The organism is Pseudomonas sp. BIOMIG1BAC (assembly GCF_001705995.2).
Lineage (GTDB): Bacteria > Pseudomonadota > Gammaproteobacteria > Pseudomonadales > Pseudomonadaceae > Aquipseudomonas > Aquipseudomonas sessilinigenes.
In genome coordinates, this window is record NZ_CP049045.1 from 6,375,080 (window position 1) to 6,396,230 (window position 21,151).

The 21,151-nt window shown below is 59.5% G+C and carries 25 protein-coding genes and 1 tRNA gene; 7 read left to right on the plus strand and 19 right to left on the minus strand.

The genetic code is table 11. From position 1 onward, the window contains the following. Nucleotides 1–10 precede the first annotated feature (10 nt). The 12 genes from rlmN to trmJ all read right to left on the minus strand — a co-directional run bounded on the left by rlmN (nucleotide 11) and on the right by trmJ (nucleotide 9,100). Nucleotides 11–1,159, minus strand: coding sequence for a 23S rRNA (adenine(2503)-C(2))-methyltransferase RlmN (gene rlmN, locus ATY02_RS29535; protein ID WP_068584739.1), 1,149 nt, complete (start codon nucleotides 1,157–1,159; stop codon nucleotides 11–13). Between the two features lie 31 nt (nucleotides 1,160–1,190). Next, nucleotides 1,191–1,616 (minus strand): nucleoside-diphosphate kinase, encoded by a 426-nt coding sequence (gene ndk, locus ATY02_RS29540; protein WP_068584736.1) that lies wholly within the window; start codon nucleotides 1,614–1,616, stop codon nucleotides 1,191–1,193. Between the two features lie 94 nt (nucleotides 1,617–1,710). After that, entirely contained in the window at nucleotides 1,711–1,911 is a 201-nt protein-coding gene (gene iscX, locus ATY02_RS29545) for a Fe-S cluster assembly protein IscX (RefSeq protein ID WP_022640701.1), read from the minus strand. A 14-nt stretch (nucleotides 1,912–1,925) separates the two neighbouring features. Further along, nucleotides 1,926–2,267 carry an ISC system 2Fe-2S type ferredoxin gene (gene fdx / locus ATY02_RS29550; RefSeq protein WP_068584733.1) on the minus strand — a complete coding sequence of 114 codons (342 nt, stop codon included), beginning with the start codon at nucleotides 2,265–2,267 and terminating at the stop codon, nucleotides 1,926–1,928. Between the two features lie 3 nt (nucleotides 2,268–2,270). Beyond that, on the minus strand, nucleotides 2,271–4,133 hold the full coding sequence (gene hscA, locus ATY02_RS29555; protein ID WP_068584725.1) for a Fe-S protein assembly chaperone HscA: 1,863 nt from the start codon (nucleotides 4,131–4,133) through the stop codon (nucleotides 2,271–2,273). 51 nt (nucleotides 4,134–4,184) lie between these two features. Then, nucleotides 4,185–4,706: a co-chaperone HscB gene (hscB, locus tag ATY02_RS29560; protein ID WP_068584722.1), complete on the minus strand. Its 522-nt coding sequence runs from the start codon at nucleotides 4,704–4,706 to the stop codon at nucleotides 4,185–4,187. Between the two features lie 8 nt (nucleotides 4,707–4,714). Continuing rightward, complete coding sequence (gene iscA, locus ATY02_RS29565; RefSeq protein ID WP_007929524.1) at nucleotides 4,715–5,038, minus strand: iron-sulfur cluster assembly protein IscA; 324 nt, start codon at nucleotides 5,036–5,038, stop codon at nucleotides 4,715–4,717. A gap of 42 nt (nucleotides 5,039–5,080) precedes the next feature. After that, a complete protein-coding gene (iscU, locus tag ATY02_RS29570; RefSeq protein WP_007929523.1) occupies nucleotides 5,081–5,467 on the minus strand; it encodes a Fe-S cluster assembly scaffold IscU in 387 nt (128 codons plus the stop codon). A 93-nt stretch (nucleotides 5,468–5,560) separates the two neighbouring features. Further along, nucleotides 5,561–6,775 carry an IscS subfamily cysteine desulfurase gene (locus ATY02_RS29575; protein WP_068584719.1) on the minus strand — a complete coding sequence of 405 codons (1,215 nt, stop codon included), beginning with the start codon at nucleotides 6,773–6,775 and terminating at the stop codon, nucleotides 5,561–5,563. 50 nt (nucleotides 6,776–6,825) lie between these two features. Beyond that, the gene (gene iscR, locus ATY02_RS29580; RefSeq protein ID WP_011063217.1) at nucleotides 6,826–7,317 is read right to left on the minus strand and encodes a Fe-S cluster assembly transcriptional regulator IscR; all 492 of its coding nucleotides are present in this window, start codon (nucleotides 7,315–7,317) and stop codon (nucleotides 6,826–6,828) included. Between the two features lie 236 nt (nucleotides 7,318–7,553). Further along, complete coding sequence (cysE, locus tag ATY02_RS29585; protein ID WP_068584715.1) at nucleotides 7,554–8,330, minus strand: serine O-acetyltransferase; 777 nt, start codon at nucleotides 8,328–8,330, stop codon at nucleotides 7,554–7,556. Further along, nucleotides 8,330–9,100, minus strand: coding sequence for a tRNA (cytosine(32)/uridine(32)-2'-O)-methyltransferase TrmJ (gene trmJ / locus ATY02_RS29590; RefSeq protein WP_068584712.1), 771 nt, complete (start codon nucleotides 9,098–9,100; stop codon nucleotides 8,330–8,332). The genes cysE and trmJ overlap by 1 nt, the downstream gene beginning before the upstream one ends. A 224-nt stretch (nucleotides 9,101–9,324) precedes the next feature. On the opposite strand from trmJ, the gene suhB reads away from it, so the two are divergent. Next, nucleotides 9,325–10,143, plus strand: a complete 819-nt coding sequence (suhB, locus tag ATY02_RS29595; RefSeq protein ID WP_068584709.1) for an inositol-phosphate phosphatase — start codon at nucleotides 9,325–9,327, stop codon at nucleotides 10,141–10,143. Nucleotides 10,144–10,260: 117 nt separating this feature from the next. On the opposite strand, the gene ATY02_RS29600 is transcribed toward suhB, so the two are convergent. From ATY02_RS29600 to queA, 6 genes are all read right to left on the minus strand, one after another. Beyond that, on the minus strand, nucleotides 10,261–10,815 hold the full coding sequence (locus ATY02_RS29600) for a glycine zipper 2TM domain-containing protein (RefSeq protein WP_068584700.1): 555 nt from the start codon (nucleotides 10,813–10,815) through the stop codon (nucleotides 10,261–10,263). A 122-nt stretch (nucleotides 10,816–10,937) separates the two neighbouring features. After that, nucleotides 10,938–11,852, minus strand: a complete 915-nt coding sequence (gene secF / locus ATY02_RS29605; protein WP_068584697.1) for a protein translocase subunit SecF — start codon at nucleotides 11,850–11,852, stop codon at nucleotides 10,938–10,940. A 9-nt stretch (nucleotides 11,853–11,861) separates the two neighbouring features. Next, nucleotides 11,862–13,730 carry a protein translocase subunit SecD gene (secD, locus tag ATY02_RS29610; RefSeq protein WP_068584694.1) on the minus strand — a complete coding sequence of 623 codons (1,869 nt, stop codon included), beginning with the start codon at nucleotides 13,728–13,730 and terminating at the stop codon, nucleotides 11,862–11,864. Between the two features lie 62 nt (nucleotides 13,731–13,792). Further along, on the minus strand, nucleotides 13,793–14,131 hold the full coding sequence (yajC, locus tag ATY02_RS29615) for a preprotein translocase subunit YajC (RefSeq protein ID WP_011063224.1): 339 nt from the start codon (nucleotides 14,129–14,131) through the stop codon (nucleotides 13,793–13,795). Between the two features lie 46 nt (nucleotides 14,132–14,177). After that, the gene (tgt, locus tag ATY02_RS29620) at nucleotides 14,178–15,293 is read right to left on the minus strand and encodes a tRNA guanosine(34) transglycosylase Tgt (protein ID WP_022640715.1); all 1,116 of its coding nucleotides are present in this window, start codon (nucleotides 15,291–15,293) and stop codon (nucleotides 14,178–14,180) included. Nucleotides 15,294–15,307: 14 nt separating this feature from the next. Next, complete coding sequence (gene queA, locus ATY02_RS29625) at nucleotides 15,308–16,372, minus strand: tRNA preQ1(34) S-adenosylmethionine ribosyltransferase-isomerase QueA (protein WP_068584691.1); 1,065 nt, start codon at nucleotides 16,370–16,372, stop codon at nucleotides 15,308–15,310. Nucleotides 16,373–16,480: 108 nt separating this feature from the next. Between queA and ATY02_RS29630 the strand changes: the two genes are divergently transcribed. The 6 genes from ATY02_RS29630 (at nucleotide 16,481) to ATY02_RS29655 (ending at nucleotide 19,983) form a co-directional block, all read left to right on the plus strand. Beyond that, nucleotides 16,481–16,565: transfer RNA gene (locus tag ATY02_RS29630), tRNA-Leu, on the plus strand. Nucleotides 16,566–16,772: 207 nt separating this feature from the next. Continuing rightward, nucleotides 16,773–17,981, plus strand: coding sequence for a tyrosine-type recombinase/integrase (locus ATY02_RS29635; protein WP_068584684.1), 1,209 nt, complete (start codon nucleotides 16,773–16,775; stop codon nucleotides 17,979–17,981). After that, nucleotides 17,981–18,778 carry a hypothetical protein gene (locus tag ATY02_RS29640; protein WP_068584681.1) on the plus strand — a complete coding sequence of 266 codons (798 nt, stop codon included), beginning with the start codon at nucleotides 17,981–17,983 and terminating at the stop codon, nucleotides 18,776–18,778. The genes ATY02_RS29635 and ATY02_RS29640 overlap by 1 nt, the downstream gene beginning before the upstream one ends. A 109-nt stretch (nucleotides 18,779–18,887) precedes the next feature. Beyond that, nucleotides 18,888–19,112, plus strand: a complete 225-nt coding sequence (locus ATY02_RS29645) for a helix-turn-helix transcriptional regulator (protein WP_068584677.1) — start codon at nucleotides 18,888–18,890, stop codon at nucleotides 19,110–19,112. A 392-nt stretch (nucleotides 19,113–19,504) separates the two neighbouring features. Next, complete coding sequence (locus tag ATY02_RS36255; protein ID WP_228022231.1) at nucleotides 19,505–19,663, plus strand: hypothetical protein; 159 nt, start codon at nucleotides 19,505–19,507, stop codon at nucleotides 19,661–19,663. Next, the gene (locus ATY02_RS29655) at nucleotides 19,660–19,983 is read left to right on the plus strand and encodes a hypothetical protein (protein ID WP_068584674.1); all 324 of its coding nucleotides are present in this window, start codon (nucleotides 19,660–19,662) and stop codon (nucleotides 19,981–19,983) included. Before ATY02_RS36255 ends, ATY02_RS29655 begins: the two co-directional genes overlap by 4 nt. A gap of 129 nt (nucleotides 19,984–20,112) precedes the next feature. On the opposite strand, the gene ATY02_RS29660 is transcribed toward ATY02_RS29655, so the two are convergent. Next, nucleotides 20,113–21,093, minus strand: coding sequence for an IS5-like element IS1384 family transposase (locus ATY02_RS29660; RefSeq protein ID WP_010466230.1), 981 nt, complete (start codon nucleotides 21,091–21,093; stop codon nucleotides 20,113–20,115). Between the last annotated feature and the right edge of the window lie 58 nt (nucleotides 21,094–21,151).

The window sequence follows — 21,151 nt, forward strand, 5'->3', positions numbered from 1 at the left end:
AGATCCTCTCTCAGGTACGGGCCGCGGCGCTTTGCGGCATATCGGCGTCGGCACTCAGCTCGCGCACGGCGATATAGCGTTCACTACGACGGGTGCGATCCAGCACCTGGCCTACCAACTGGCCACAGGCGGCATCGATGTCTTCGCCGCGGGTGGTGCGCACAGTGACATTGAAGCCAGCGTGGTGCAGCTGGTCCTGGAAGCGTCGGATGGCGTTGTTGCTCGGACGTTCGTAACCGGAATGCGGGAACGGGTTGAACGGGATCAGGTTGATCTTGCAAGGAATATCCTTGAGCAACTCGATCATCTGCGCCGCATGTTCCGGCTTGTCGTTGACGTCCTTGAGCAGGGTGTACTCAATGGTCAGCACGCGCTTTTCGCCCAGGGCCGACATGTAGCGCTGGCACGACTCGAGCAGCATCTTCAACGGATACTTCTTGTTGATCGGTACCAACTGGTTGCGCAGCGCATCGTTGGGAGCGTGCAGGGACAACGCCAGGGAGACATCGATGTGCTTGGCCAGCTCATCGATCATCGGTACCACGCCGGAGGTCGACAGGGTCACACGGCGCTTGGAGATGCCGTAGCCCAGGTCGTCCATCATCAGGTGCATGGCCGAGATGACGTTGTCGAAGTTCAGCAGCGGTTCGCCCATGCCCATCATCACCACATTGGTGATGGCACGGTCGATGGTCGCGGGAACACTGCCAAAGGATTTGTTGGCAATCCACACCTGGCCGATGACTTCGGCGGCAGTGAGGTTGCTATTGAAGCCTTGCTTGCCGGTGGAGCAGAAACTGCAATCCAGGGCACAGCCTGCCTGGGACGAAACGCACAAGGTACCGCGCTTGCCCTGGGGAATGTAAACGGTCTCGACACAGCTGCCGGACGCCACGCGCACCACCCATTTACGGGTACCGTCGCTGGAGATGTCCTCGCTGACCACTTCCGGACCGCGAATCTCGGCAACGGCCTTGAGCTTCTCGCGCAAGGCCTTGCCGACATTCGTCATGGCCTCGAAATCATCGACGCCAAAGTGGTGAATCCATTTCATTACCTGACCGGCACGGAAACGCTTCTCCCCGATTGAGTCGAAGAATTTCTCCATTTCCGGTTGAGTCAGCCCCAACAGGTTAGTTTTGCCGATCGATGTATTCATGGTTTCACCTTTCACTCACTGGCCCAATGGCTTAGCGAGTGGTCACCTCGGTAGCTGCGAAGAAGTAAGCGATTTCGCGAGCAGCGGCAGCTTCGGAGTCCGAACCGTGAACGGCGTTGGCGTCGATGGACTCAGCGAAATCAGCACGGATGGTACCGGCAGCAGCTTCTTTAGGGTTGGTAGCGCCCATCAGCTCGCGGTTGCGAACGATAGCGTTTTCACCTTCCAGAACCTGAACGACAACCGGACCGGAAGTCATGAAGGCAACCAGTTCGCCGAAGAAGCCACGCTCGCTGTGCTCAGCGTAGAAACCTTCGGCTTCGGCCTTGGACAGTTGCTTCATTTTCGAAGCTACAACGCGCAGGCCGGCTTCTTCAAAACGGGAAACGATCTTGCCGATAACGTTTTTTGCAACAGCGTCAGGCTTGATGATGGAGAAAGTACGTTGAACAGCCATGGTGTAACTCCAGAAACGGTGATTAAAGCGAAAAATTAAACCCGCGAATTATACGCGGGTTTAAAGGGATTGCCTAACTGCGTAGCCCGCGGATTCAGTCAGTTTCGTCGATCCAGGCAGCCTGAATTGCTTCAAGAACCTTCTCGCCTCCGCGAGCTGGATCGTCACTGAACTCCGGCAATGCCAGAACCCACTTGTGCAGATCGACAAAGTTCACATAACGCGGGTCCACATCCGGCTTCGAATCAGCCAGCTGGATCGCGATTTCCAGTACATCAACCCACTTCAGACTCATGATGGCTCCTTGAATCAGTGCGGCGCTTCGGCCGCGTGGTTGAGCGAGTACTTGGGAATTTCAACGGTCAGGTCTTCATCGCCAACGATAGCCTGGCACGACAGGCGCGACTGGGCTTCCAGGCCCCAGGCCTTGTCCAGCAGATCCTCTTCCAGCTCATCGGCTTCGTTCAGCGAGTCGAACCCTTCGCGCACGATGCAATGGCAAGTAGTGCAGGCACAGACGCCGCCACAGGCACTCTCGATCTCGATGTGGTTGTCATGGGCAACCTCAAGCAGCGAAACCCCTGGCTCGACGTCGACGACCAAGCCTTCCGGGCAGAACACGGCATGTGGCAGAAAAATGATCTGCGGCATCAGTTATTCCTCAATCTCATTCAGGTTGCGCCCCGCCAGGGCAGCTTTCACCGTCGAATCCAGGCGGCGGGCCGCAAAGGCGTCGGTCACTTGCGACAGGCGCTTGGTCTGTTGCTCGATGGCATAACCATCGGTACCGAGCATCAATTCGTTCAGTTCCTGCATTTGCAGCTCAATGACCATGCGCTCCTCGGCATCCAGCAGGCGATCGCCATCAGCCTCCAGGGCACCCTGCACCGCCTCGATCAGGCGCTGAGCATCGACCTGCTGCTCACGCAGCACGCGGGCCACCTTGTCGTCGCCGGCATACTGGAAGGAGTCCTTGAGCATCCTGGCGATCTCGCCGTCGGTCAGGCCATAGGAAGGCTTGACCTGGATGCTGGCCTCCACGCCCGAGCCCAGCTCACGGGCAGACACACTGAGCAGGCCATCGGCGTCAACCTGGAAGGTCACACGGATCTTCGCGGCACCGGCCACCATCGGTGGGATACCACGCAATTCGAAACGCGCCAGGGAGCGGCAGTCGCTGATCAGCTCGCGCTCGCCCTGCAGCACATGGATCATCATGGCCGTCTGGCCATCCTTGTAGGTCGTGAAATCCTGGGCACGGGCAACGGGAATGGTGGTATTGCGCGGAATCACCTTTTCCATCAGCCCGCCCATGGTTTCCAGACCCAGGGACAACGGAATCACGTCCAGAAGCAGCAGTTCGCCACCATCACGCTTGTTGCCAGCCAGGGTGTCGGCCTGAATGGCCGCCCCAATGGCCACGACCTGGTCAGGGTCGATTTCGGTCAACGGCTGGCGACCGAACATCTCGGCAACGGCCTCGCGCACCCGCGGCACGCGAGTCGAGCCGCCCACCATGACCACGGCCTGAACCTCATCGAGTTCGACACCGGAGTCACGAACAGCACGACGACACGCCTTGAGACTGCGAGCGACCATGGGCTCGATCAGCCCATCGAAGGCTTCACGGGTCAGCACAGAACACCAGTCACCGTACCGGACCTCCACAGAGGCCGCTGCGGTCAGGGCTTCCTTGGCAGTACGAGCGGTTTGCAGCAGGTTACGCTGGACCCCCGGATCAAGGTCGGCAGACAACCCTGCCCCTTGAATGATCCAGCCCGCGATAGCGTGATCGAAGTCATCGCCACCCAGTGCGGTATCACCGCCGGTGGCCAGCACTTCGAAGACACCGCCCGTCAGGCGCAGGATGGAAATATCGAACGTGCCACCACCCAGGTCGTAAATCGCCACCACGCCTTCGGCATGCTGGTCCAGCCCATAGGCTACGGCTGCGGCAGTCGGCTCATTGAGCAGGCGCAGCACGTTCAAGCCCGCCAGCTTGGCTGCATCCTTGGTGGCTTGGCGCTGAGCATCGTCGAAATAGGCAGGCACGGTGATCACCGCCCCCACCAGCTCTCCACCCAAGGTTGCCTCGGCGCGCTGACGCAGAACCTTCAGCACCTCGGCAGAAACCTCGACAGGGCTCTTGGGGCCCTGGACCGTTTCGATGAACGGCATGTGCGATTCGCCATCGACGAAGCGATAGGGGAGCTGCTCACCCAATTGCTTGACGTCGGACAGGCCTCGACCCATCAGGCGCTTGACCGAGAGCACGGTATTGAGCGGATCGGAGGGGGCAGCCAGGCGGGCGGACTCGCCCACCTCAACGCTGTCGGCGTGATAACGCACGGCAGACGGCAGGATCACCTGCCCCTGCGCATCGGCCAGCGGCTCGGAAAGACCGCTGCGCAAGGCAGCGACCAGCGAATTGGTAGTACCCAAGTCGATCCCCACAGCCAGGCGACGCTGGTGCGGTTGAGGACTTTGGCCGGGTTCAGCGATCTGCAGTAGGGCCATGTCTATCTGGACTTATCTGTATATCAGGCGTGCGACCGGAGCGGCACTAGGTTAATCGTCGAGGCGCTCTTCTAACTGGCGCACTTCGTAGGTGAGCTTGTCGAGGAACTGCATGCGCCGCATCAGGCGCTCGGCCTGTTCGCGTTGCGCTGCATCATCCCAACAAGCTGCGAAGCCTTCGTTCAGTTCATCCTGGGCGACCTTCAGGCGCCGCTTGAAGGCCGCCACCCCTGCCAGGTCAGCACTGTCCTGCAGGTCCTCGAGCTCCTCGCGCCATTGCATCTGCTGCAACAGGAACTCAGGGTCGTGCACCGTGACTTCCAACGGCAGCTCGCCACCCTTGAGGGCAAGGAGATAGCGAGCACGCTTGGGAGGGCTCTTGAGGGTCTGGTAAGCCTCATTGAGGCTCGCCGAGCGCTCCAGCGCCAGCCGTTGCTCACGCTCGGGAGCATCGGCAAAACGGTCAGGATGAACTCCGCGCGCCAACTCTCGATAACGCGCGGCCAACTGTTCGAGATCCAGGCGGAAACCAGGCTGCAACTCGAATAAAGCGAAATGACAAGGAGTACCCACGAGCCGCCTCAGATGTTGAAGCTTTCGCCGCAGCCACATTCACCGCGCACGTTGGGATTGTTGAACTTGAAACCCTCGTTCAACCCCTCCTTGACGAAGTCAAGCTCGGTGCCATCCAGATAGGTCAGGCTTTTCGGGTCGATGATCACTTTCTCGCCGTGACTTTCGAACACCTGATCGTCCTCGCCGATCTCATCGACGAACTCCAGCACATAGGCAAGGCCGGAACAGCCTGTGGTGCGAACACCCAGGCGAATCCCATCACCCTTGCCGCGCCCATTGAGGGAGCGTCGCACGTGTTGAGCAGCCGCTTCTGTCATGCTGATAGCCATCGTGACTCCTTACTTGTCGCCAAATCTGTGAAAGCCGATCGGTCAGATCAGGCCTTTCTTCTGCTTGTAGTCGCGGACAGCCGCCTTGATAGCGTCTTCGGCGAGCACCGAGCAGTGGATCTTCACTGGCGGCAAGGCCAGTTCTTCGGCCAGCTGGGTGTTCTTGATGGTCTCGGCTTCATCCAGGGTCTTGCCCTTCATCCACTCGGTGGCCAGGGAGCTGGAGGCAATGGCCGAGCCACAGCCGTAGGTCTTGAACTTGGCGTCTTCAATGATGCCCTGCTCGTTGACCTTGATCTGCAGGCGCATCACGTCGCCACAGGCAGGAGCACCGACCATGCCGGTGCCGACATCCGGATCTTCCGCGTTCATCTTGCCGACGTTACGCGGGTTCTCGTAGTGGTCGATGACCTTTTCGCTGTAAGCCATGATTCTTAATCCTCACTCATCAGAGAGTCGCTCTTGGGTCCTGCAAACCGCTTAGTCGATACGTCCTGCAGAACCCCGTGCGGCGACTTAAATTCAGTGTGCCGCCCACTCGATCTTCGAGATATCGACACCGTCTTTGTACATGTCCCACAGCGGCGACAGGGCACGCAGCTTGGTAACGGCCTCGCAGACCTTCTGGGCCGCGTAGTCGATTTCCTCTTCGGTGGTGAAACGGCCGAAGGTGAAGCGGATCGAGCTGTGCGCCAGTTCGTCGTTACGGCCCAGGGCACGCAGCACATACGAAGGCTCCAGGGAGGCCGAAGTACAGGCCGAACCGGAAGACACCGCCAGGTCCTTGAGCGCCATGATCAACGACTCGCCTTCGACGTAGTTGAAGCTCAGGTTCAAGTTGTGCGGCACACGAGCAGTCATGCTGCCGTTGACGTACAGCTCTTCCAGGTGCTCGACCTGCTTGTAGAAACGATCGCTCAGGGCCTTGATGCGGGCGTTCTCGGTTGCCATGTCTTCCTTGGCAACGCGGAAGGCCTCGCCCATGCCGACGATCTGGTGGGTAGCCAGGGTCCCGGAACGCATGCCGCGCTCGTGACCGCCGCCGTGCATGGTGGCCTCCAGGCGCACACGAGGCTTGCGGCTCACGTACAGTGCGCCGATGCCTTTGGGGCCGTAGGTCTTGTGGGCAGAGAACGACATCAGGTCGACTTTCAGCGCTTGCAGGTCGATTTCGACCTTGCCGGTGGACTGGGCACCATCGACATGGAACAGGATGCCCTTGGAGCGGGTCAGCTCGCCAATGGCGGCGATGTCGTTGACGGTGCCGATTTCGTTGTTCACGTGCATGATCGAAACCAGGATGGTGTCGTCACGCAGAGCAGCTTCCACCATGGCCGGAGTGATCAGGCCGTCTTCACCCGGCTCGATGTAGGTCACTTCGAAGCCTTCGCGCTCGAGTTGGCGCATGGTGTCCAAGACAGCCTTGTGCTCGATCTTCGAGGTGATCAGGTGCTTGCCCTTGGTGTGATAGAAATGCGCGACGCCCTTGATGGCCAGGTTGTCGGACTCGGTGGCACCGGAAGTCCAGACGATTTCACGCGGGTCGGCGTTGACCAGGTCAGCCACTTGGCGACGGGCGTTCTCCACCGACTCCTCGGCCTTCCAGCCGAACACGTGGGAGCGGGACGCCGGGTTACCGAAGTTCCCGTCGACCAGCAGGCACTCACTCATTTTTTGCGCAACACGCGGATCGACCGGAGTGGTTGCTGAGTAATCAAGGTAAATCGGCAATTTCATGGACTCTCTCCTAAATCAGGCTGGCTGGCGTGCCGCTAGCTCTTTGGCTGTCATTCGACGGCGGACGCTTCAATCTTGTCCAGGCGCGGCGCCTTGCCATTACAACGGCGCTGGTCCTGACGCTGGGCTACTTCTTGCACCTCACGGCGGGTGACAAGGTCAGCCAAGCTGATACCGCTCAGAAATTCGTGAATCTGCAGGCTTAGATCGCACCACAGGTGATGAGTAAGACAGGTGTCACCGGCATGACAATCGCCCAATCCTTGGCATTTGGTTGCATCGACCGATTCGTTCACCGCATCGATCACCTGAGCCACCTGGATTCCCTGCATGTCACGCGATAGCTGATAACCGCCACCAGGACCACGAACACTGGAAACCAGGTTACTGCGGCGCAGCTTGGCGAAAAGCTGTTCGAGATAGGACAGGGAGATGCCTTGGCGCTCAGAGATATCGGCCAGGGAGACCGGGCCATGTTGCGCGTGCAACGCCAGATCAAGCATGGCGGTCACCGCATATCGGCCTTTAGTAGTCAGTCGCATGGACAAGTACCACGGAGTTTCGGAATGGAGGCGAGTATGCAATACCCGAGTAATCGAGTCAACTATAAGACCAACTACTTTAGTCGGATTTACCCGTAAAAGAGCGCGCGAATCATAGCAAAGTCTGCGACGTAATGGCACAGCAGGATGGCAGCAGCTGACCTACGGGTCATTCGCCGGTCGGATCAGCCCTTCAGCAGTGATCCGACCGGCACAGGAAGCCATGCCCGAGGCAATCAACCGACCTGACTACCGCCCTTTTCCTTGACCTCGGCGAAGTCTTCTTCCCGCAGCGCCGGCAGATCCTTGGCACAGTACTCACTTCCCAGATCCTTCAGTGCTCCGCACATACCCTCCAAGCGCACATCGACGGCCTGCAGGTGATCGAGCAATTGGCCAATGGCGCGCGCCACCGGATCCGGCATGTCTTCGCTGACGCCATAAGCATCGAACCCGAGCTTTTCCGCCATGGCCTTGCGCTTGGCGTGCCGCTCATCACTGGACTTCATGATGATCCGCCCCGGTATGCCGACCACCGTCGCACCTGCGGGCACCGCCTTGGTCACCACCGCATTGGAGCCGACCTTGGCCCCGGCACCGACAGTGAAAGGCCCAAGCACCTTGGCGCCCGCCCCGACCACGACGCCATCCTCCAATGTCGGATGACGCTTGCCCTTGTTCCAGCTGGTGCCGCCCAGGGTCACTCCCTGATAGAGAGTGACGTCATCACCAATCTCGGCGGTTTCACCAATGACGATCCCCATGCCGTGATCGATGAAGAAACGACGCCCGACCTTGGCCCCCGGATGAATCTCGATCCCAGTCAGCCAACGCCCGAAGTTCGACAGCAGGCGTGCCAGCCACTTCCACCCCATGCCCCACAAGGCGCCGGACAAACGATGGATCCAGATCGCGTGCATGCCCGGATAGCAGGTCAGCACCTCGAAGGCATTGCGCGCCGCCGGGTCTCGATGGAATACGCTCTGGATATCTTCACGCAGACGCTCGAACATCACTGATCCTTCCGTTTCTGCAGCTCCCCACGCGCCGCTTTCTGGGTCTCCGTGAGGATGCCGCGCAATATATTCATTTCCGCCCGGGTGACCGAGCTGCGACCAAACAGCCGGCGCAAGCGCGCCATCAGGTGCCGGGGCTTCTGCGGATCGAGGAAATCGATTTCCACCAGCGCTTGCTGCAGGTGCTCGTAGAATCGCTCAAGCTCATCCATGGTCGCCAGCTCATCACTGGGAGCGACCGTCTCATCCTTACCCACCCCGCCCGACTGACCCTGTATCGCCAGCCAGGACATGCGCACCTCATAGGTCAGCACCTGCACCGCCGTCGCCAGGTTCAGCGAGCTGAACGCCGGGTCCGACGGGATATGCACATGGAAATGACATCGCTGCAACTCGTCGTTGGTCAGGCCGGAATCCTCACGACCGAACACCAGGGCAATCTGGGCGCCCTTGCCCGCCTCCTCCACCACCTTGACCCCGGACTCGCGAGGATCGAGCAGCGGCCACGGAATGCTCCGCTCGCGAGCACTGGTGCCGAACACCAGGGTGCAACCGACCAAAGCCTCTTCAAGTGTGGCGACCACCTGGGCCCCCTGCAGGATATCCGTGGCACCGGAGGCTCGCGCGTCCGCCTCGTGAGATGGAAACACCCGAGGGTCCACCAGCACCAGGCGCGACAACCCCATGTTCTTCATGGCGCGCGCAGCCCCACCGATGTTGCCGGGATGACTGGTATTGACCAGGACGACACGAATGTTCTGCAGCAAGGGAAGTGCTCTCGGACAGGGAAAAGGGGAATAAATCTTACAGAACAGCCCGTACTCCCGCCTTAAAAATAACCAGCTCGCTACTTCTGGACTCGAACCAGGCTACCCCTTTTCTTAGATACCATACGGCGGAGCAATACGATCAAAGCGAACGACGAACTTCATCTGCAAAAGTTTTCTGCTACAATGCTCGGCTTTCTTTAACAACCTTAGGTGACCTATCCATGCAGCCAATGCTGAATATCGCGCTGCGCGCCGCCCGCAGCGCCAGTGAACTGATTTTCCGCTCCATCGAGCGCCTGGATACCATCAAGGTCGATGAAAAAGACGCCAAGGACTACGTGTCCGAGGTGGATCGCGCCGCCGAGCAGAAGATCATCGATGCGCTGCGCAAGGCCTACCCAAATCACTCGATCATGGGCGAAGAGACCGGCCTGCATGCCGGCACCGGGATCGAAGGCGAAGAATACCTGTGGATCATCGACCCACTGGACGGCACCACCAACTTCCTGCGTGGCATCCCCCACTTCGCCGTGAGCATCGCCTGCAAATACCGTGGTCGCCTGGAGCACGCCGTGGTCCTGGACCCGGTTCGCCAGGAAGAATTCACCGCCAGCCGCGGTCGTGGCGCACAGTTGAACGGCCGCCGCCTGCGAGTCAGCGGCCGCACCAGCCTCGACGGCGCCCTGCTAGGTACCGGCTTCCCGTTCCGCGATGATCAAATGGACAATCTGGACAACTACCTGGGTATGTTCCGCTCCCTGGTCGGCCAGACCGCCGGCATCCGCCGCGCCGGCGCCGCCAGCCTGGACCTGGCCTATGTTGCTGCCGGTCGTTTCGATGCCTTCTGGGAGTCGGGCCTGTCCGAGTGGGACATGGCAGCAGGCGCCCTGCTGATCCAGGAAGCCGGCGGCCTGGTGAGCGACTTCACCGGTGGTCACGACTTCCTGGAAAAAGGTCACGTGGTCGCAGGCAACACCAAGTGCTTCAAGGCGGTACTGACCGCCATCCAGCCGCACCTGCCGGCCTCGATGAAGCGCTAAACAGCAATACAAAAAAAAGCACCCATCGGGTGCTTTTTTTACGCCTGAAAATCCGCTCCTACAGGAGTCGAACTGCCAGCGAAAAGGGAACTTTGGCCGCCGTCGCCGACGAGCAGACTATTGGCCGGGCTGATTCTGGTTTTGCCCCAGGATCAGGCGCCCATCCTTGTCCACCGGGATCTGATTGCCCGGATCACGATCCATCCGGACCTGACCCTGCTTGCCACCCAGGTCGTACTTCACGTCATAACCCACGACCTTCTCGCTGATGTCATTGACCGTATTGCAACGAGTCTGCGTCGTGGTGTAGGTATCACGCTCCTGCATGCCCTCCTGCACCTTGTTACCTGCATAACCGCCACCCACGGCACCGGCCACCGTAGCCAGCTTGCGACCATTGCCATTGCCGATCATGCTGCCCAACAACCCGCCACCCACAGCACCGGCCACGGTCCCGAGGATCTGATGCTCATCCTTGACCGGGCGCTGACGAGTTACCGCGACATCCTTGCACACTTCACGAGGAGTCTTGATCTGTTGCTTGACCGGCTGCACAGCCAGCACTTGCGCATACTCAGGGCCGCTTTTAACCAGGCTGTAGGTAGCCACAGCACCCCCGGCGGTGACACCGACAGCACCCAATACCGCACCCACCAGCAACGACTTGTTCACGTGAACCTCCTGACCATACATACGGGTCATAACCCGCGCTTCTCCCAGCCTTGGAGCAAAAAAAAAGGCGCGAGTTCAACACTCGCGCCTTTTTTGCTGACCGCCGGAACAGGCTCAGTCGATCATGGACGATCGTCCACTTCCTTCTCGGTGTTGGCCGGAGGAATCAGGTCTTCGCTGCTCAGCTTCAGCCAGATCAGCACCACGTTGGCGATGTAGATCGACGAGTAGGTACCCGCCAGGACACCGACGAACAGGGCGATGGAGAAACCGTGCAGGTTATCGCCACCGAAGAACAGCAACGCAATGATCGCCAGCAAGGTGGAGATCGAGGTCGCCATGGTCCGCAGCAGGGTCTGGGTGGTCGAGATATTGATGTTCTCGATCAGGCTGGCCTTGCGCAGTACGCGGAAGTTCTCACGCACCCGGTCGAACACCACGATGGTGTCGTTGAGCGAGTAGCCGATGATCGCCAGTACCGCGGCCAGCACCGTCAGGTCGAAGGTGATCTGGAAGAACGACAGGATACCCACGGTCACCACCACGTCGTGGATCAGCGACACGATCGCACCGACCGCGAACTTCCACTGAAAGCGGAAGGCCAGGTAGATGAGGATGCCGCCCAGTGCCATGAGCATGCCGAGGCCACCCTGGTCACGCAGCTCTTCACCCACCTGCGGGCCAACGAACTCGACTCGCTTGACCTGCGCCGGGTTGTCGCCGCCGACTTTCTGCAGTGCGGCTGCCACCTGGTGGCCCAGTTGCGGGTCTTCACCCGGCATCCGCACCAGCAGGTCGGTGGTCGCACCGAAGCTCTGCACGATGGCTTCGTGATAACCGGCTTCGTTCAGCTGCGAACGAACCTTCATCACATCCGCCGGACGCTCATAGGTCAGCTCGATGAGCGTACCGCCAGTGAAGTCCAGACCGTAGTTCAAACCCTTGTGGAACCAGCTGAACAACGCCAGAACGGTCAGGAGCACAGTGAGGCCGAACGCAACGTTGCGCACGCCCATGAAGTTGATAGTACGTAACATGGCAGCCCCTTAAATCCACAACTTCTTGAAGTCACGACCGCCGAAGATCAGGTTGACCATCGCGCGGGTCAGCCAGATGGCCGTGAACATCGAGGTAAAGATCCCGAGGGACATGGTCACCGCAAAGCCCTTGACCGGACCGGTACCCATGGCGAAGAGGATGCCACCCACCAGCAATGTGGTCAGGTTGGAGTCCAGGATCGCCGTGAATGCCCGGCCAAAGCCTTCGTTGATCGCCCGCTGTACGGTCATGCCGGCTGCGATCTCCTCACGGATCCGCGAGAAGATCAGCACGTTGGCGTCCACCGCCATACCCATGGTCAACACGATACCGGCGATACCCGGCAGGGTCAGCGTTGCCCCCAGCAGGGACATCAGGGCCAGCAGCAGCACCATGTTCAACGCCAGCGCCACGGTGGCAATCAGACCGAAGAAGCGGTAGATGGCGATGATGAACAGCGACACGAACAGCATGCCCCACAACGACGCATCGATACCCTTGGTGATGTTGTCGGCACCCAGGCTAGGACCGATTGTGCGCTCTTCAGCGAAGTACATCGGTGCCGCCAGACCACCGGCGCGCAGCAACAGCGCCAACTCCGAGGACTCACCCTGGCCGTTCAAGCCGGTGATGCGGAACTGGCTGCCCAGTGGCGACTGGATGGTTGCCAGGCTGATGATTTTCTTCTCTTCCTTGAAACCCTGCACCGGCACGTCTTTCTCGACACCGTCCACCACTTGCTTGGTGTAGGTGGTGACCGGCTTCTGCTCGATGAAGATCACCGCCATGCCGCGACCGACGTTATTGCGAGTCGAACGGTTCATCAGCTCGCCACCGTGACCATCGAGCTTGATGTTCACCTGTGGACGGCCGTGCTCGTCATAGCTGGCCTGGGCATCGGTCACCTGGTCACCGGTGATGATCAGGCCACGCTCGATCAGCGCAGGAGGACGATTGCCCTCGCGGAACTCGAAGGACTCGGAAGTGGCCTTGGAAGCCCCCGGCTCGGCGGCCAGGCGGAATTCCAGGTTGGCGGTCTTGCCCAGGATCCGCTTGGCTTCGGCCGTGTCCTGCACGCCCGGCAGCTCAACCACGATCCGGTTGGCGCCCTGGCGCTGGACCAGAGGCTCGGCCACGCCCAGCTCGTTGACCCGGTTACGTACCGTGGTCAAGTTCTGCTTGATGGAGTATTCACGGATTTCCGCCAGCTTGGCCGGGGTCATCGCCAGACGCAGCACCGGCTGGCCATTGAGGTCGGCCGGCACGATGTCGAAATCATTGAAATTCTTGCGGATCAGCGCACGAGCCTGTTCACGGCTGTCTTCGTCGCTGAAGCCCAGTTGGATCGCACCATTGAGCTGCGGCAGGCTGCGATAGCGCAGACGCTCTTTGCGCAGCAGGCTCTTGACGTCGCCTTCATAGACTTTCAGGCGCGCATCGAGGGCTTTATCCATGTCCACTTCCAGCAGGAAGTGCACGCCACCGGACAGGTCCAGGCCCAGTTTCATCGGATGCGCACCAAGGTTACGCAGCCATTGCGGAGTGGTTTGCGCCAGGTTCAACGCCACCACATAGTCATCGCCCAGCGCCTTGCGCACTACATCCTTGGCCGGAAGTTGGTCTTCCTTGTTGATCAAGCGCAGCAGGCCACCCTTGCCATTGGCGGCAATGGAGGAAGCCTTGACGTTGATGCCGGCGTCGGTGAGCGCCTTGCTCGCACGATCCAGGTCCGCCTGAGTGACCTGCAACGCAGTGCTCGCACCGCTGACCTGAATGGCCGGATCATCAGGGTATAGATTGGGAGCGGAATAAATAAAACCGATCGCCAGCACCGCCAGGATCAGTAGGTACTTCCACAGAGGATATTTGTTCAGCATCACGCCGCCCGTTTATGACGCGGGGCGCCTTGCGCGCCCCGTCGATTGGTAAAAGATGAAACTTAGATCGCTTTCAGCGTGCCTTTTGGCAGAGTGGCAGCGATTGCGCCTTTCTGGAACTTCAGTTCAACCGAGTCCGATACTTCCAGAACCACGAAGTCGTCGGTCACTTTGTTGATCTTGCCGGCGATACCGCCAGTGGTCACAACTTCGTCGCCTTTCTGCAGGCTGCCCAGCAGGTTCTTCTGCTCCTTGGCGCGCTTGGCCTGTGGACGCCAGATCATCAGATAGAAGATGACCAGGAAGCCCACCAGGAAAATCCACTCGAAACCAGTGCCCGCAGGACCGGCAGCAGCAGGAGCAGCGGCATCCGCATAAGCGGCAGGGATCAAAAAGCTCATTTAGCACTCCGATAGTTGCAAAATTAGTATCTGACGCTTTTGGAACTCAATCCAAAGGCGGCACGGGTAAACCGCGCTTGGCATAGAAGGAATCGACAAAGGCGGCCAATGTACCTTGTTGAATAGCCTCGCGCAAACCAGCCATAAGACGCTGGTAATGGCGCAAATTATGGATGGTATTGAGCATACTTCCGAGCATTTCCCCGCACTTGTCCAAGTGGTGCAGATAAGCACGGGAGAAGTTCTGGCAGGTATAGCAATCACAAGTTGGATCCAGCGGCGAATCATCATGGCGATGGAACGCGTTACGGATCTTCAGCACGCCTGTATCGATGAACAGATGCCCATTGCGGGCATTACGGGTTGGCATCACGCAATCGAACATGTCCACACCGCGGCGCACACCCTCAACCAGATCCTCCGGCTTGCCAACTCCCATAAGGTAACGAGGTTTGTCGGCAGGCATCTGGCCTGGCAGGTAGTCCAGGACCTTGATCATTTCATGCTTGGGCTCGCCTACTGACAAGCCGCCGATGGCCAGGCCGTCGAAGCCGATCTTGTCCAGGCCTTCCAGGGAGCGCATGCGCAGGTCCTGGTGCATGCCGCCCTGGACGATGCCGAACAAGGCAGCCGTGTTATCGCCATGGGCGTTCTTGGAACGCTGGGCCCAACGCAGGGACAACTCCATGGAGATCCGCGCCACATCTTCATCGGCCGGGTACGGCGTGCATTCGTCGAAGATCATCACGATGTCCGAGCCCAGGTCGCGCTGCACCTGCATCGACTCTTCCGGCCCCATGAACACCTTGGCGCCATCCACCGGCGAGGCGAAGGTCACGCCCTCCTCCTTGATCTTGCGCATGGCGCCCAGGCTGAACACCTGGAAGCCACCGGAGTCCGTGAGGATCGGCCCCTTCCACTGCATGAAATCATGCAGGTCACCGTGGGCCTTGATCACTTCGGTGCCCGGACGCAGCCACAGGTGGAAGGTATTGCCCAGGATAATCTCGGCGCCGATGGCCTCGATATCCCGCGGCAGCATGCCCTTGACCGTGCCATAGGTACCCACCGGCATGAACGCCGGGGTTTCCACCGTACCGCGGGGGAAGGTCAGGCGACCGCGACGAGCCTTGCCATCAGTGGCCAGGAGCTCGAAGGACATACGACAGGTGCGACTCATACAGTTTCCTCGGGGGCCAGGTCCTTGGGAGCGGTTGGCGCAGGATTACGGGTGATGAACATCGCATCACCGTAGCTGAAGAAGCGGTATCCATGCTCGACCGCCGCACGATAGGCGGCCATGGTCTCGGGATAACCGGCGAAGGCCGAAACCAGCATCAACAACGTGGATTCCGGCAGATGGAAATTGGTCACCAGGGCATCGACCACATGGAACGGCCGGCCCGGGTAGATGAAGATATCGGTGTCGCCACTGAAGGGCTTGAGCACGCCATCGCGGGCGGCGCTCTCCAGGGAGCGCACACTGGTGGTGCCCACCGCCACTACGCGACCACCACGGGCCCGGCACGCGGCCACCGCATCCACCACGTCCTGGCCGACTTCCAGCCATTCGTGATGCATATGGTGATCCTCGATACGCTCCACCCGTACTGGCTGGAAGGTTCCGGCCCCCACGTGCAGGGTCACGAACGCCGTCTCCACGCCCTTGGCGGCAATCGCCTCGAGCAACGGCTGGTCGAAATGCAGCCCTGCCGTCGGCGCGGCCACCGCCCCCAGGCGCTGGGCATAAACCGTCTGGTAGCGCTCGCGATCGGCGCCCTCGTCCGGACGATCTATATAAGGAGGCAAGGGCATATGCCCGACCCGATCCAGCAGTGGCAGCACTTCCTCGGCGAACCCCAACTCGAACAACGCATCGTGGCGGGCCAGCATCTGGGCCTCGCCACCGCCCTCGATCAGGATCTTCGACCCCGGCTTGGGCGACTTGCTGGAGCGCACATGGGCCAGCACGCGGTGGCTGTCCAGCACCCGCTCGACCAGGATCTCCAGTTTGCCGCCCGAGGCCTTCTGGCCGAACAGGCGAGCCGGAATCACCCGGGTATTGTTGAACACCATCAGATCGCCCGGGCGCAAATGCTCAAGCAAATCAGTGAATTGACGGTGGGCCAGGGCGCCAGTTGGCCCATCCAGGGTCAACAGGCGGCTACCGCGACGCTCAGCCAATGGGTGGCGGGCGATCAGCGAATCGGGAAGCTCGAAAGTAAAGTCAGCAACGCGCATGATGGGGTTCGTCTAGCAGGGCCGGAAAGTTTAGCGGAATAAGCAAAAATTGACCACGAAAGCCGATTGACCAACGGTAATCGTCTCTCTATACTTCGCCGCCATTGAGCCCTGATGGCGGAATTGGTAGACGCGGCGGATTCAAAATCCGTTTTCGCAAGAAGTGGGAGTTCGAGTCTCCCTCGGGGCACCATCACATAGTTCCAAGCGGTCCCTACCAGACCCGGAACACCAGGAAAACCGGCCACTGAGCCGGTTTTTTTGTGCCCATCGTTCCCAGTGGTTCCCTTGTAAGCCCTCAAGTATGTGAGTAGATTTGTGAGTAGGACGAGTTCGGTCCTGAATCCTACTCACACATCGACCGCAATCCTGCGCCGGTCGGCCACTGCGAGGAACGCCCGTGGCGCTCACAGATACCGCCATCCGCACCGCCAAACCCCGCGACAAGCTCTATCGCCTCGCTGACGCCCAGGGCCTTTGCCTTGAGGTGACAACCGCTGGCGGAAAGCTGTGGCGCCTTCGCTACCGATTCGAGGGCAAGGCCAAGATGCTGGGCCTGGGCACTTACCCCGCCGTCACACTTGCCCAGGCCCGCGAGCGCCGGGATACCGCACGCAAGCTGCTGGCGCAGGGCATTGACCCAAGCGCCCATAAACAGCAGGAGAAGGCAGCCGCCGTGACCCAGGCCCTGACGCTCGAATCGCTGGCGCGGGAGTGGTACGACTACAACCAGCCACGCTGGGCACCGGCCACCGCGTCGAAGGCCCTGCAGTACCTGGAGTCAGACATTTTCCCGGTAATTGGTAAGCGGCCCGCCGCCGAGGTCCAGCGCCCTGAATTGGTAGACCTGGTGCGGAAGATCGAGCAGCGCGAGGCGTTCAACGTCGCCCGCAAGGTTCGCCAGTGGCTGAGCCAGATATTCCGGTTCGGTCTGGCCAAGGGTGTGGTGCCCGGCAACCCCGCCACCGATCTGGACGTGGTAGCCGCGCACGCCCCGCGCACTCGCCACCACCCGCACGTATCAGAAGCCGAGCTTCCCGCGCTGCTGGCAACGCTGGAGACAGCCCAGTGCGACTTCACCAGCAAGATCGCCATTCGCCTGCTGCTACTGACAGCCGTGCGTCCCGGTGAGCTGCGGCTGGCGCCCTGGGAAGAGTTCGACCTGGAGTCAGCTACCTGGACGATCCCTGCGGCACGGATGAAGGCACGGCGCCCTCACATCGTCCCGCTCCCACGCCAGGCCGTGGTTCTGCTGCGCTCTCTGCACGAACTGACCGGCACCTATCCCCTCGCCTTCCCTGGGCGCAACGACCGGGCCAGGCCAATGAGCGAGAACACGGTGAACAAGGCGCTTTCCTCAATGGGTTATGAGGGACGCCAGACTGGCCACGGTTTCCGCCATCTGCTGAGCACCAGCCTGAACACCCGAGGCTACAACCGTGACTGGATCGAGCGGCAACTGGCCCACGGCGATCAAGACTCGATCCGCGACACGTACAACCATGCGCACTACCTGGAGCAGCGACGGGAAATGATGCAGAGCTGGGCAGATGAGATTGACGCCCTTTGCGCTGGCGCAAATGTGGTTTCTATTCGGAGCGCTTCCTGATGAGCAAGCTGAGCAAGTTCAAGAGCAGCATTTCGCCCAAAGAAGCTGCTGTGCTTCTTTCGCGCCTTATCGATGAGGAAGTTACCGAGAACGATATCTCAATGATGTATACCAACGGCTGGATAACTGCCAGGGTTAACTGCTTCGCCACCATTGTAAAACTAACACCTTTACTCGACCCCGAAGAGCATGCAAAGCAAGTCGAATTAGGCCGTTACTTTATGAAGCCCGGCGAAGACTGCGGGCTATGCGTAGGGTTTGACATACCCGCCGATCAAGTAGATATAGGAGACGGTGGTAGAGGATATGTTCTCAGGGATGACGATGGCGGTTTCTATGCGCTTAGAGATCATGCAACCGAATCTTTTCTGAATGATATTCACGACAGCATGCCGCACTTCGAAGAGGGCTTCATATCACCCTCAGAAATATATGCATTGGCAGAGTCTGCAAATGACGACAAACCCGTTCAAGCACCAAAAGGGAAAGTCCGACCAAACGACAACTGCATATCCTCAATGACGTTGTACAACTTCCCTCCTGGTGATGACCGACCTATAAAGCAAGCGCCAGCCATTATGCTGCAGGCAGCACAAGAAGCGCCGTCATTTGCTCTCGCTGTCGCAGCGCTGGTCGAAATAGCAACCAACGGCGAAACCAAGAAACGCAACCAGTCATCCTTGATAGACGAGATACTCGACAAGTACGAACTTCGCGGCCTGAGCAGGAGCAACCTGGAGAAAATGTTCTCTCAGGCCAACCGCAAGCTCACCGAGGCGATGGCGACGAAAGCCTGACTGCAATTGCAACTGCAAAACTGTTTTTTGCAGTTGCAATGACTCTCCGACCACCATCCACCAGCATTGCCATCGTTGATTACCGAAACCGCCCAAGGAGGCGCAGACGATGGCTAACCCTACCAACACCACCCTACCCGCTCGCCGCTTCATCAAGCGCCAGGACGTTGAGTCGATCACCGGCCTGTCCTGTACCGAGATTTACCGCCGTATCGCCGCTGGGGCGTTCCCCAAGCAGGTCACTCTCGGCCCGAAGTCGGTCGTATGGATCGAGGCCGAGATTCATGCCTGGTGTGATGAGCAGATCGCAGCCAGCCGTGGGGAGGTGGCGTGATGACTCTCGCCGCTCCATTCATGCCCTTTCGTCCATTCGTGCCCTTTTTTCCCATTCGTGCCCTTGTTCTTTCTCCGGCACGAATGGGGCACCAATGGGCACGAATGAAGAAATCGGTTGCTTGCGATGAGCTTCGCGGCTATCGTTCGTCTGTCGCTGCAAATTCAGCGACCGGGCGTAGGAACCCGAATTTAAGAAGGCGCACAGGCGCCCCATTTCGATTGCTGGCGCTTTTTTTGTGCTCGCAGTCCCGTGTTATGGCGGCTGTGTGCGGGCAGGCTTCGGCCTGGCCGGGTTCCTTCTTTCCCGGTATTCCTACCCCGTGCACAGCTGCCACCCAATCCCGTAGGAAGGATCGTGGCAGCTCCTCAGCCAAAGAAGGAGCTACGCCCATGAACGCCCTCATTCCGTCCAAAATCCGCGCCCTGGCTCACCGCCGCATGGCTCTGAGCGCTCTCCGCGCCAGATCGTCCCTGTCCGTCCGCTTGAAGCGCTACAACCACCACATGGACCAAGCCCGCGCCCTGGAAGCCCAAGGGGGTGTGCAATGAACTTGCAGACCCGCGATGATCTGAGCTTTACCCAACGCGACGGCGAAGGCCGGATGATCAACTGGCCTCGTAACAATCCTGGAGTCGCTACCGACTGGAGTAAAGGCATCGACTTCTTTGAGCAAGAAGTGGCCAACCTGGCCTCCAACAACGAAACCCAAGCCTACCACGCAGTCTGGTTTGCAATAACCGGGATGGGTGGGCGTTACACATGTCTTGAAATTGGGTTTGCCGAGTCTGTAGCTCGGGCAGCAATCATTGGCTTGCGCGCTATGCGTAACGGCGTCGAACGGTTCGAACCTAAGGATGGTCTGAAGTAGCCATGTATTTCCCCGGCATACCACCTAGCGCAACTTTTAAACTCGCCAAATGATCAAAAAACAATCAATTCGACGAGTATTTCTTACGTTTTCGCCACCCGGACCCCACTCCGGTGGCCATTTCCCGCATTACAGGCGCACCTCTCCTGCATTCGTCAGTAAATGTCGGCGCGCCATCCACAGGTTCGACAGAGCGAACAGTGTCACCAGTTGCGCCGTGTTTTTGGCCAAGCCGCGAAAGCGCACCTTGGTGTAACCGAACTGGCGCTTGATTACCCGGAACGGATGCTCGACCTTGGCGCGCACCTGAGCCTTGGCCTTTTCAATCTTGCGCTTGGCTTTGTACAGCACGCTGCGCTTATCGAGTTTTTTGTAGGTGCTGCGGCGTGCCGCCACCTGCCAGATAACTTCACGTCCTTCATGCTCGGGCCGCTTTTCGACACCGGTGTAGCCTGCATCGGCGCAGACCACGTTTTCGTCGCCATGCAGCAATTTGTCCACCTGGGTGACATCCGCCACATTGGCCGCCGTGCCCACTACGCTGTGCACCAGACCCGATTCGTCATCGGCGCCGATGTGGGCCTTCATGCCAAAATAATACTGGTTTCCCTTCTTGGTCTGGTGCATTTCCGGGTCGCGCTTGCCGTCCTTGTTCTTGGTCGAACTGGGCGCATTGATCAGCGTTGCATCGACGATGGTGCCCTGGCGCAGCGACAGGCCGCGGTCGCCCAGATAGCCATTGATGACAGCGAGGATGCCGGCCGCCAGCTCGTGTTTCTCCAGCAAGCGGCGGAAGTTGAGAATGGTGGTTTCGTCGGGGATGCGCTCCAGGTTCAGCCCGGCAAACTGGCGCAGGATCGTGGTTTCGTACAGCGCTTCCTCCATCGCTGGATCGCTGTAGCCGAACCAGTTCTGCAGCAGATGCACACGCAGCATCGCCATCAACGGGTAGGCCGGACGGCCACCTTCACCTTTCGGATAATGTGGCTCGATCAAAGCAATCAAGCCCTTCCACGGCACCACCCGATCCATCTCGATCAGGAACAACTCCTTGCGGGTTTGCTTGCGCTTGCCAGCGTACTCGGCGTCGGCGAAGGTCATCTGCTTCATCGGGAAACTCGGTGGGTGGGGTCGCGGTATTTTGCCAAATCAGAAAGTCTTTTTCAGA

Excerpts from the sequence above, each read along its gene's own strand:
- rlmN (WP_068584739.1), bottom strand. The coding sequence starts at position 1,159 with ATGAATACATCGATCGGCAAAACTAACCTGTTGGGGCTGACTCAACCG.
- ndk (WP_068584736.1), bottom strand. The coding sequence starts at position 1,616 with ATGGCTGTTCAACGTACTTTCTCCATCATCAAGCCTGACGCTGTTGCA.
- iscX (WP_022640701.1), bottom strand. The coding sequence starts at position 1,911 with ATGAGTCTGAAGTGGGTTGATGTACTGGAAATCGCGATCCAGCTGGCT.
- fdx (WP_068584733.1), bottom strand. The coding sequence starts at position 2,267 with ATGCCGCAGATCATTTTTCTGCCACATGCCGTGTTCTGCCCGGAAGGC.
- hscA (WP_068584725.1), bottom strand. The coding sequence starts at position 4,133 with ATGGCCCTACTGCAGATCGCTGAACCCGGCCAAAGTCCTCAACCGCAC.
- iscA (WP_007929524.1), bottom strand. The coding sequence starts at position 5,038 with ATGGCTATCAGCATGACAGAAGCGGCTGCTCAACACGTGCGACGCTCC.
- iscU (WP_007929523.1), bottom strand. The coding sequence starts at position 5,467 with ATGGCTTACAGCGAAAAGGTCATCGACCACTACGAGAACCCGCGTAAC.
- ATY02_RS29575 (WP_068584719.1), bottom strand. The coding sequence starts at position 6,775 with ATGAAATTGCCGATTTACCTTGATTACTCAGCAACCACTCCGGTCGAT.
- iscR (WP_011063217.1), bottom strand. The coding sequence starts at position 7,317 with ATGCGACTGACTACTAAAGGCCGATATGCGGTGACCGCCATGCTTGAT.
- cysE (WP_068584715.1), bottom strand. The coding sequence starts at position 8,330 with ATGTTCGAGCGTCTGCGTGAAGATATCCAGAGCGTATTCCATCGAGAC.
- suhB (WP_068584709.1), top strand. The coding sequence starts at position 9,325 with ATGCAGCCAATGCTGAATATCGCGCTGCGCGCCGCCCGCAGCGCCAGT.
- secF (WP_068584697.1), bottom strand. The coding sequence starts at position 11,852 with ATGTTACGTACTATCAACTTCATGGGCGTGCGCAACGTTGCGTTCGGC.
- secD (WP_068584694.1), bottom strand. The coding sequence starts at position 13,730 with ATGCTGAACAAATATCCTCTGTGGAAGTACCTACTGATCCTGGCGGTG.
- yajC (WP_011063224.1), bottom strand. The coding sequence starts at position 14,131 with ATGAGCTTTTTGATCCCTGCCGCTTATGCGGATGCCGCTGCTCCTGCT.
- tgt (WP_022640715.1), bottom strand. The coding sequence starts at position 15,293 with ATGTCCTTCGAGCTCCTGGCCACTGATGGCAAGGCTCGTCGCGGTCGC.
- queA (WP_068584691.1), bottom strand. The coding sequence starts at position 16,372 with ATGCGCGTTGCTGACTTTACTTTCGAGCTTCCCGATTCGCTGATCGCC.
- ATY02_RS29640 (WP_068584681.1), top strand. The coding sequence starts at position 17,981 with ATGAGCAAGCTGAGCAAGTTCAAGAGCAGCATTTCGCCCAAAGAAGCT.
- ATY02_RS29645 (WP_068584677.1), top strand. The coding sequence starts at position 18,888 with ATGGCTAACCCTACCAACACCACCCTACCCGCTCGCCGCTTCATCAAG.
- ATY02_RS36255 (WP_228022231.1), top strand. The coding sequence starts at position 19,505 with ATGAACGCCCTCATTCCGTCCAAAATCCGCGCCCTGGCTCACCGCCGC.
- ATY02_RS29655 (WP_068584674.1), top strand. The coding sequence starts at position 19,660 with ATGAACTTGCAGACCCGCGATGATCTGAGCTTTACCCAACGCGACGGC.
- ATY02_RS29660 (WP_010466230.1), bottom strand. The coding sequence starts at position 21,093 with ATGAAGCAGATGACCTTCGCCGACGCCGAGTACGCTGGCAAGCGCAAG.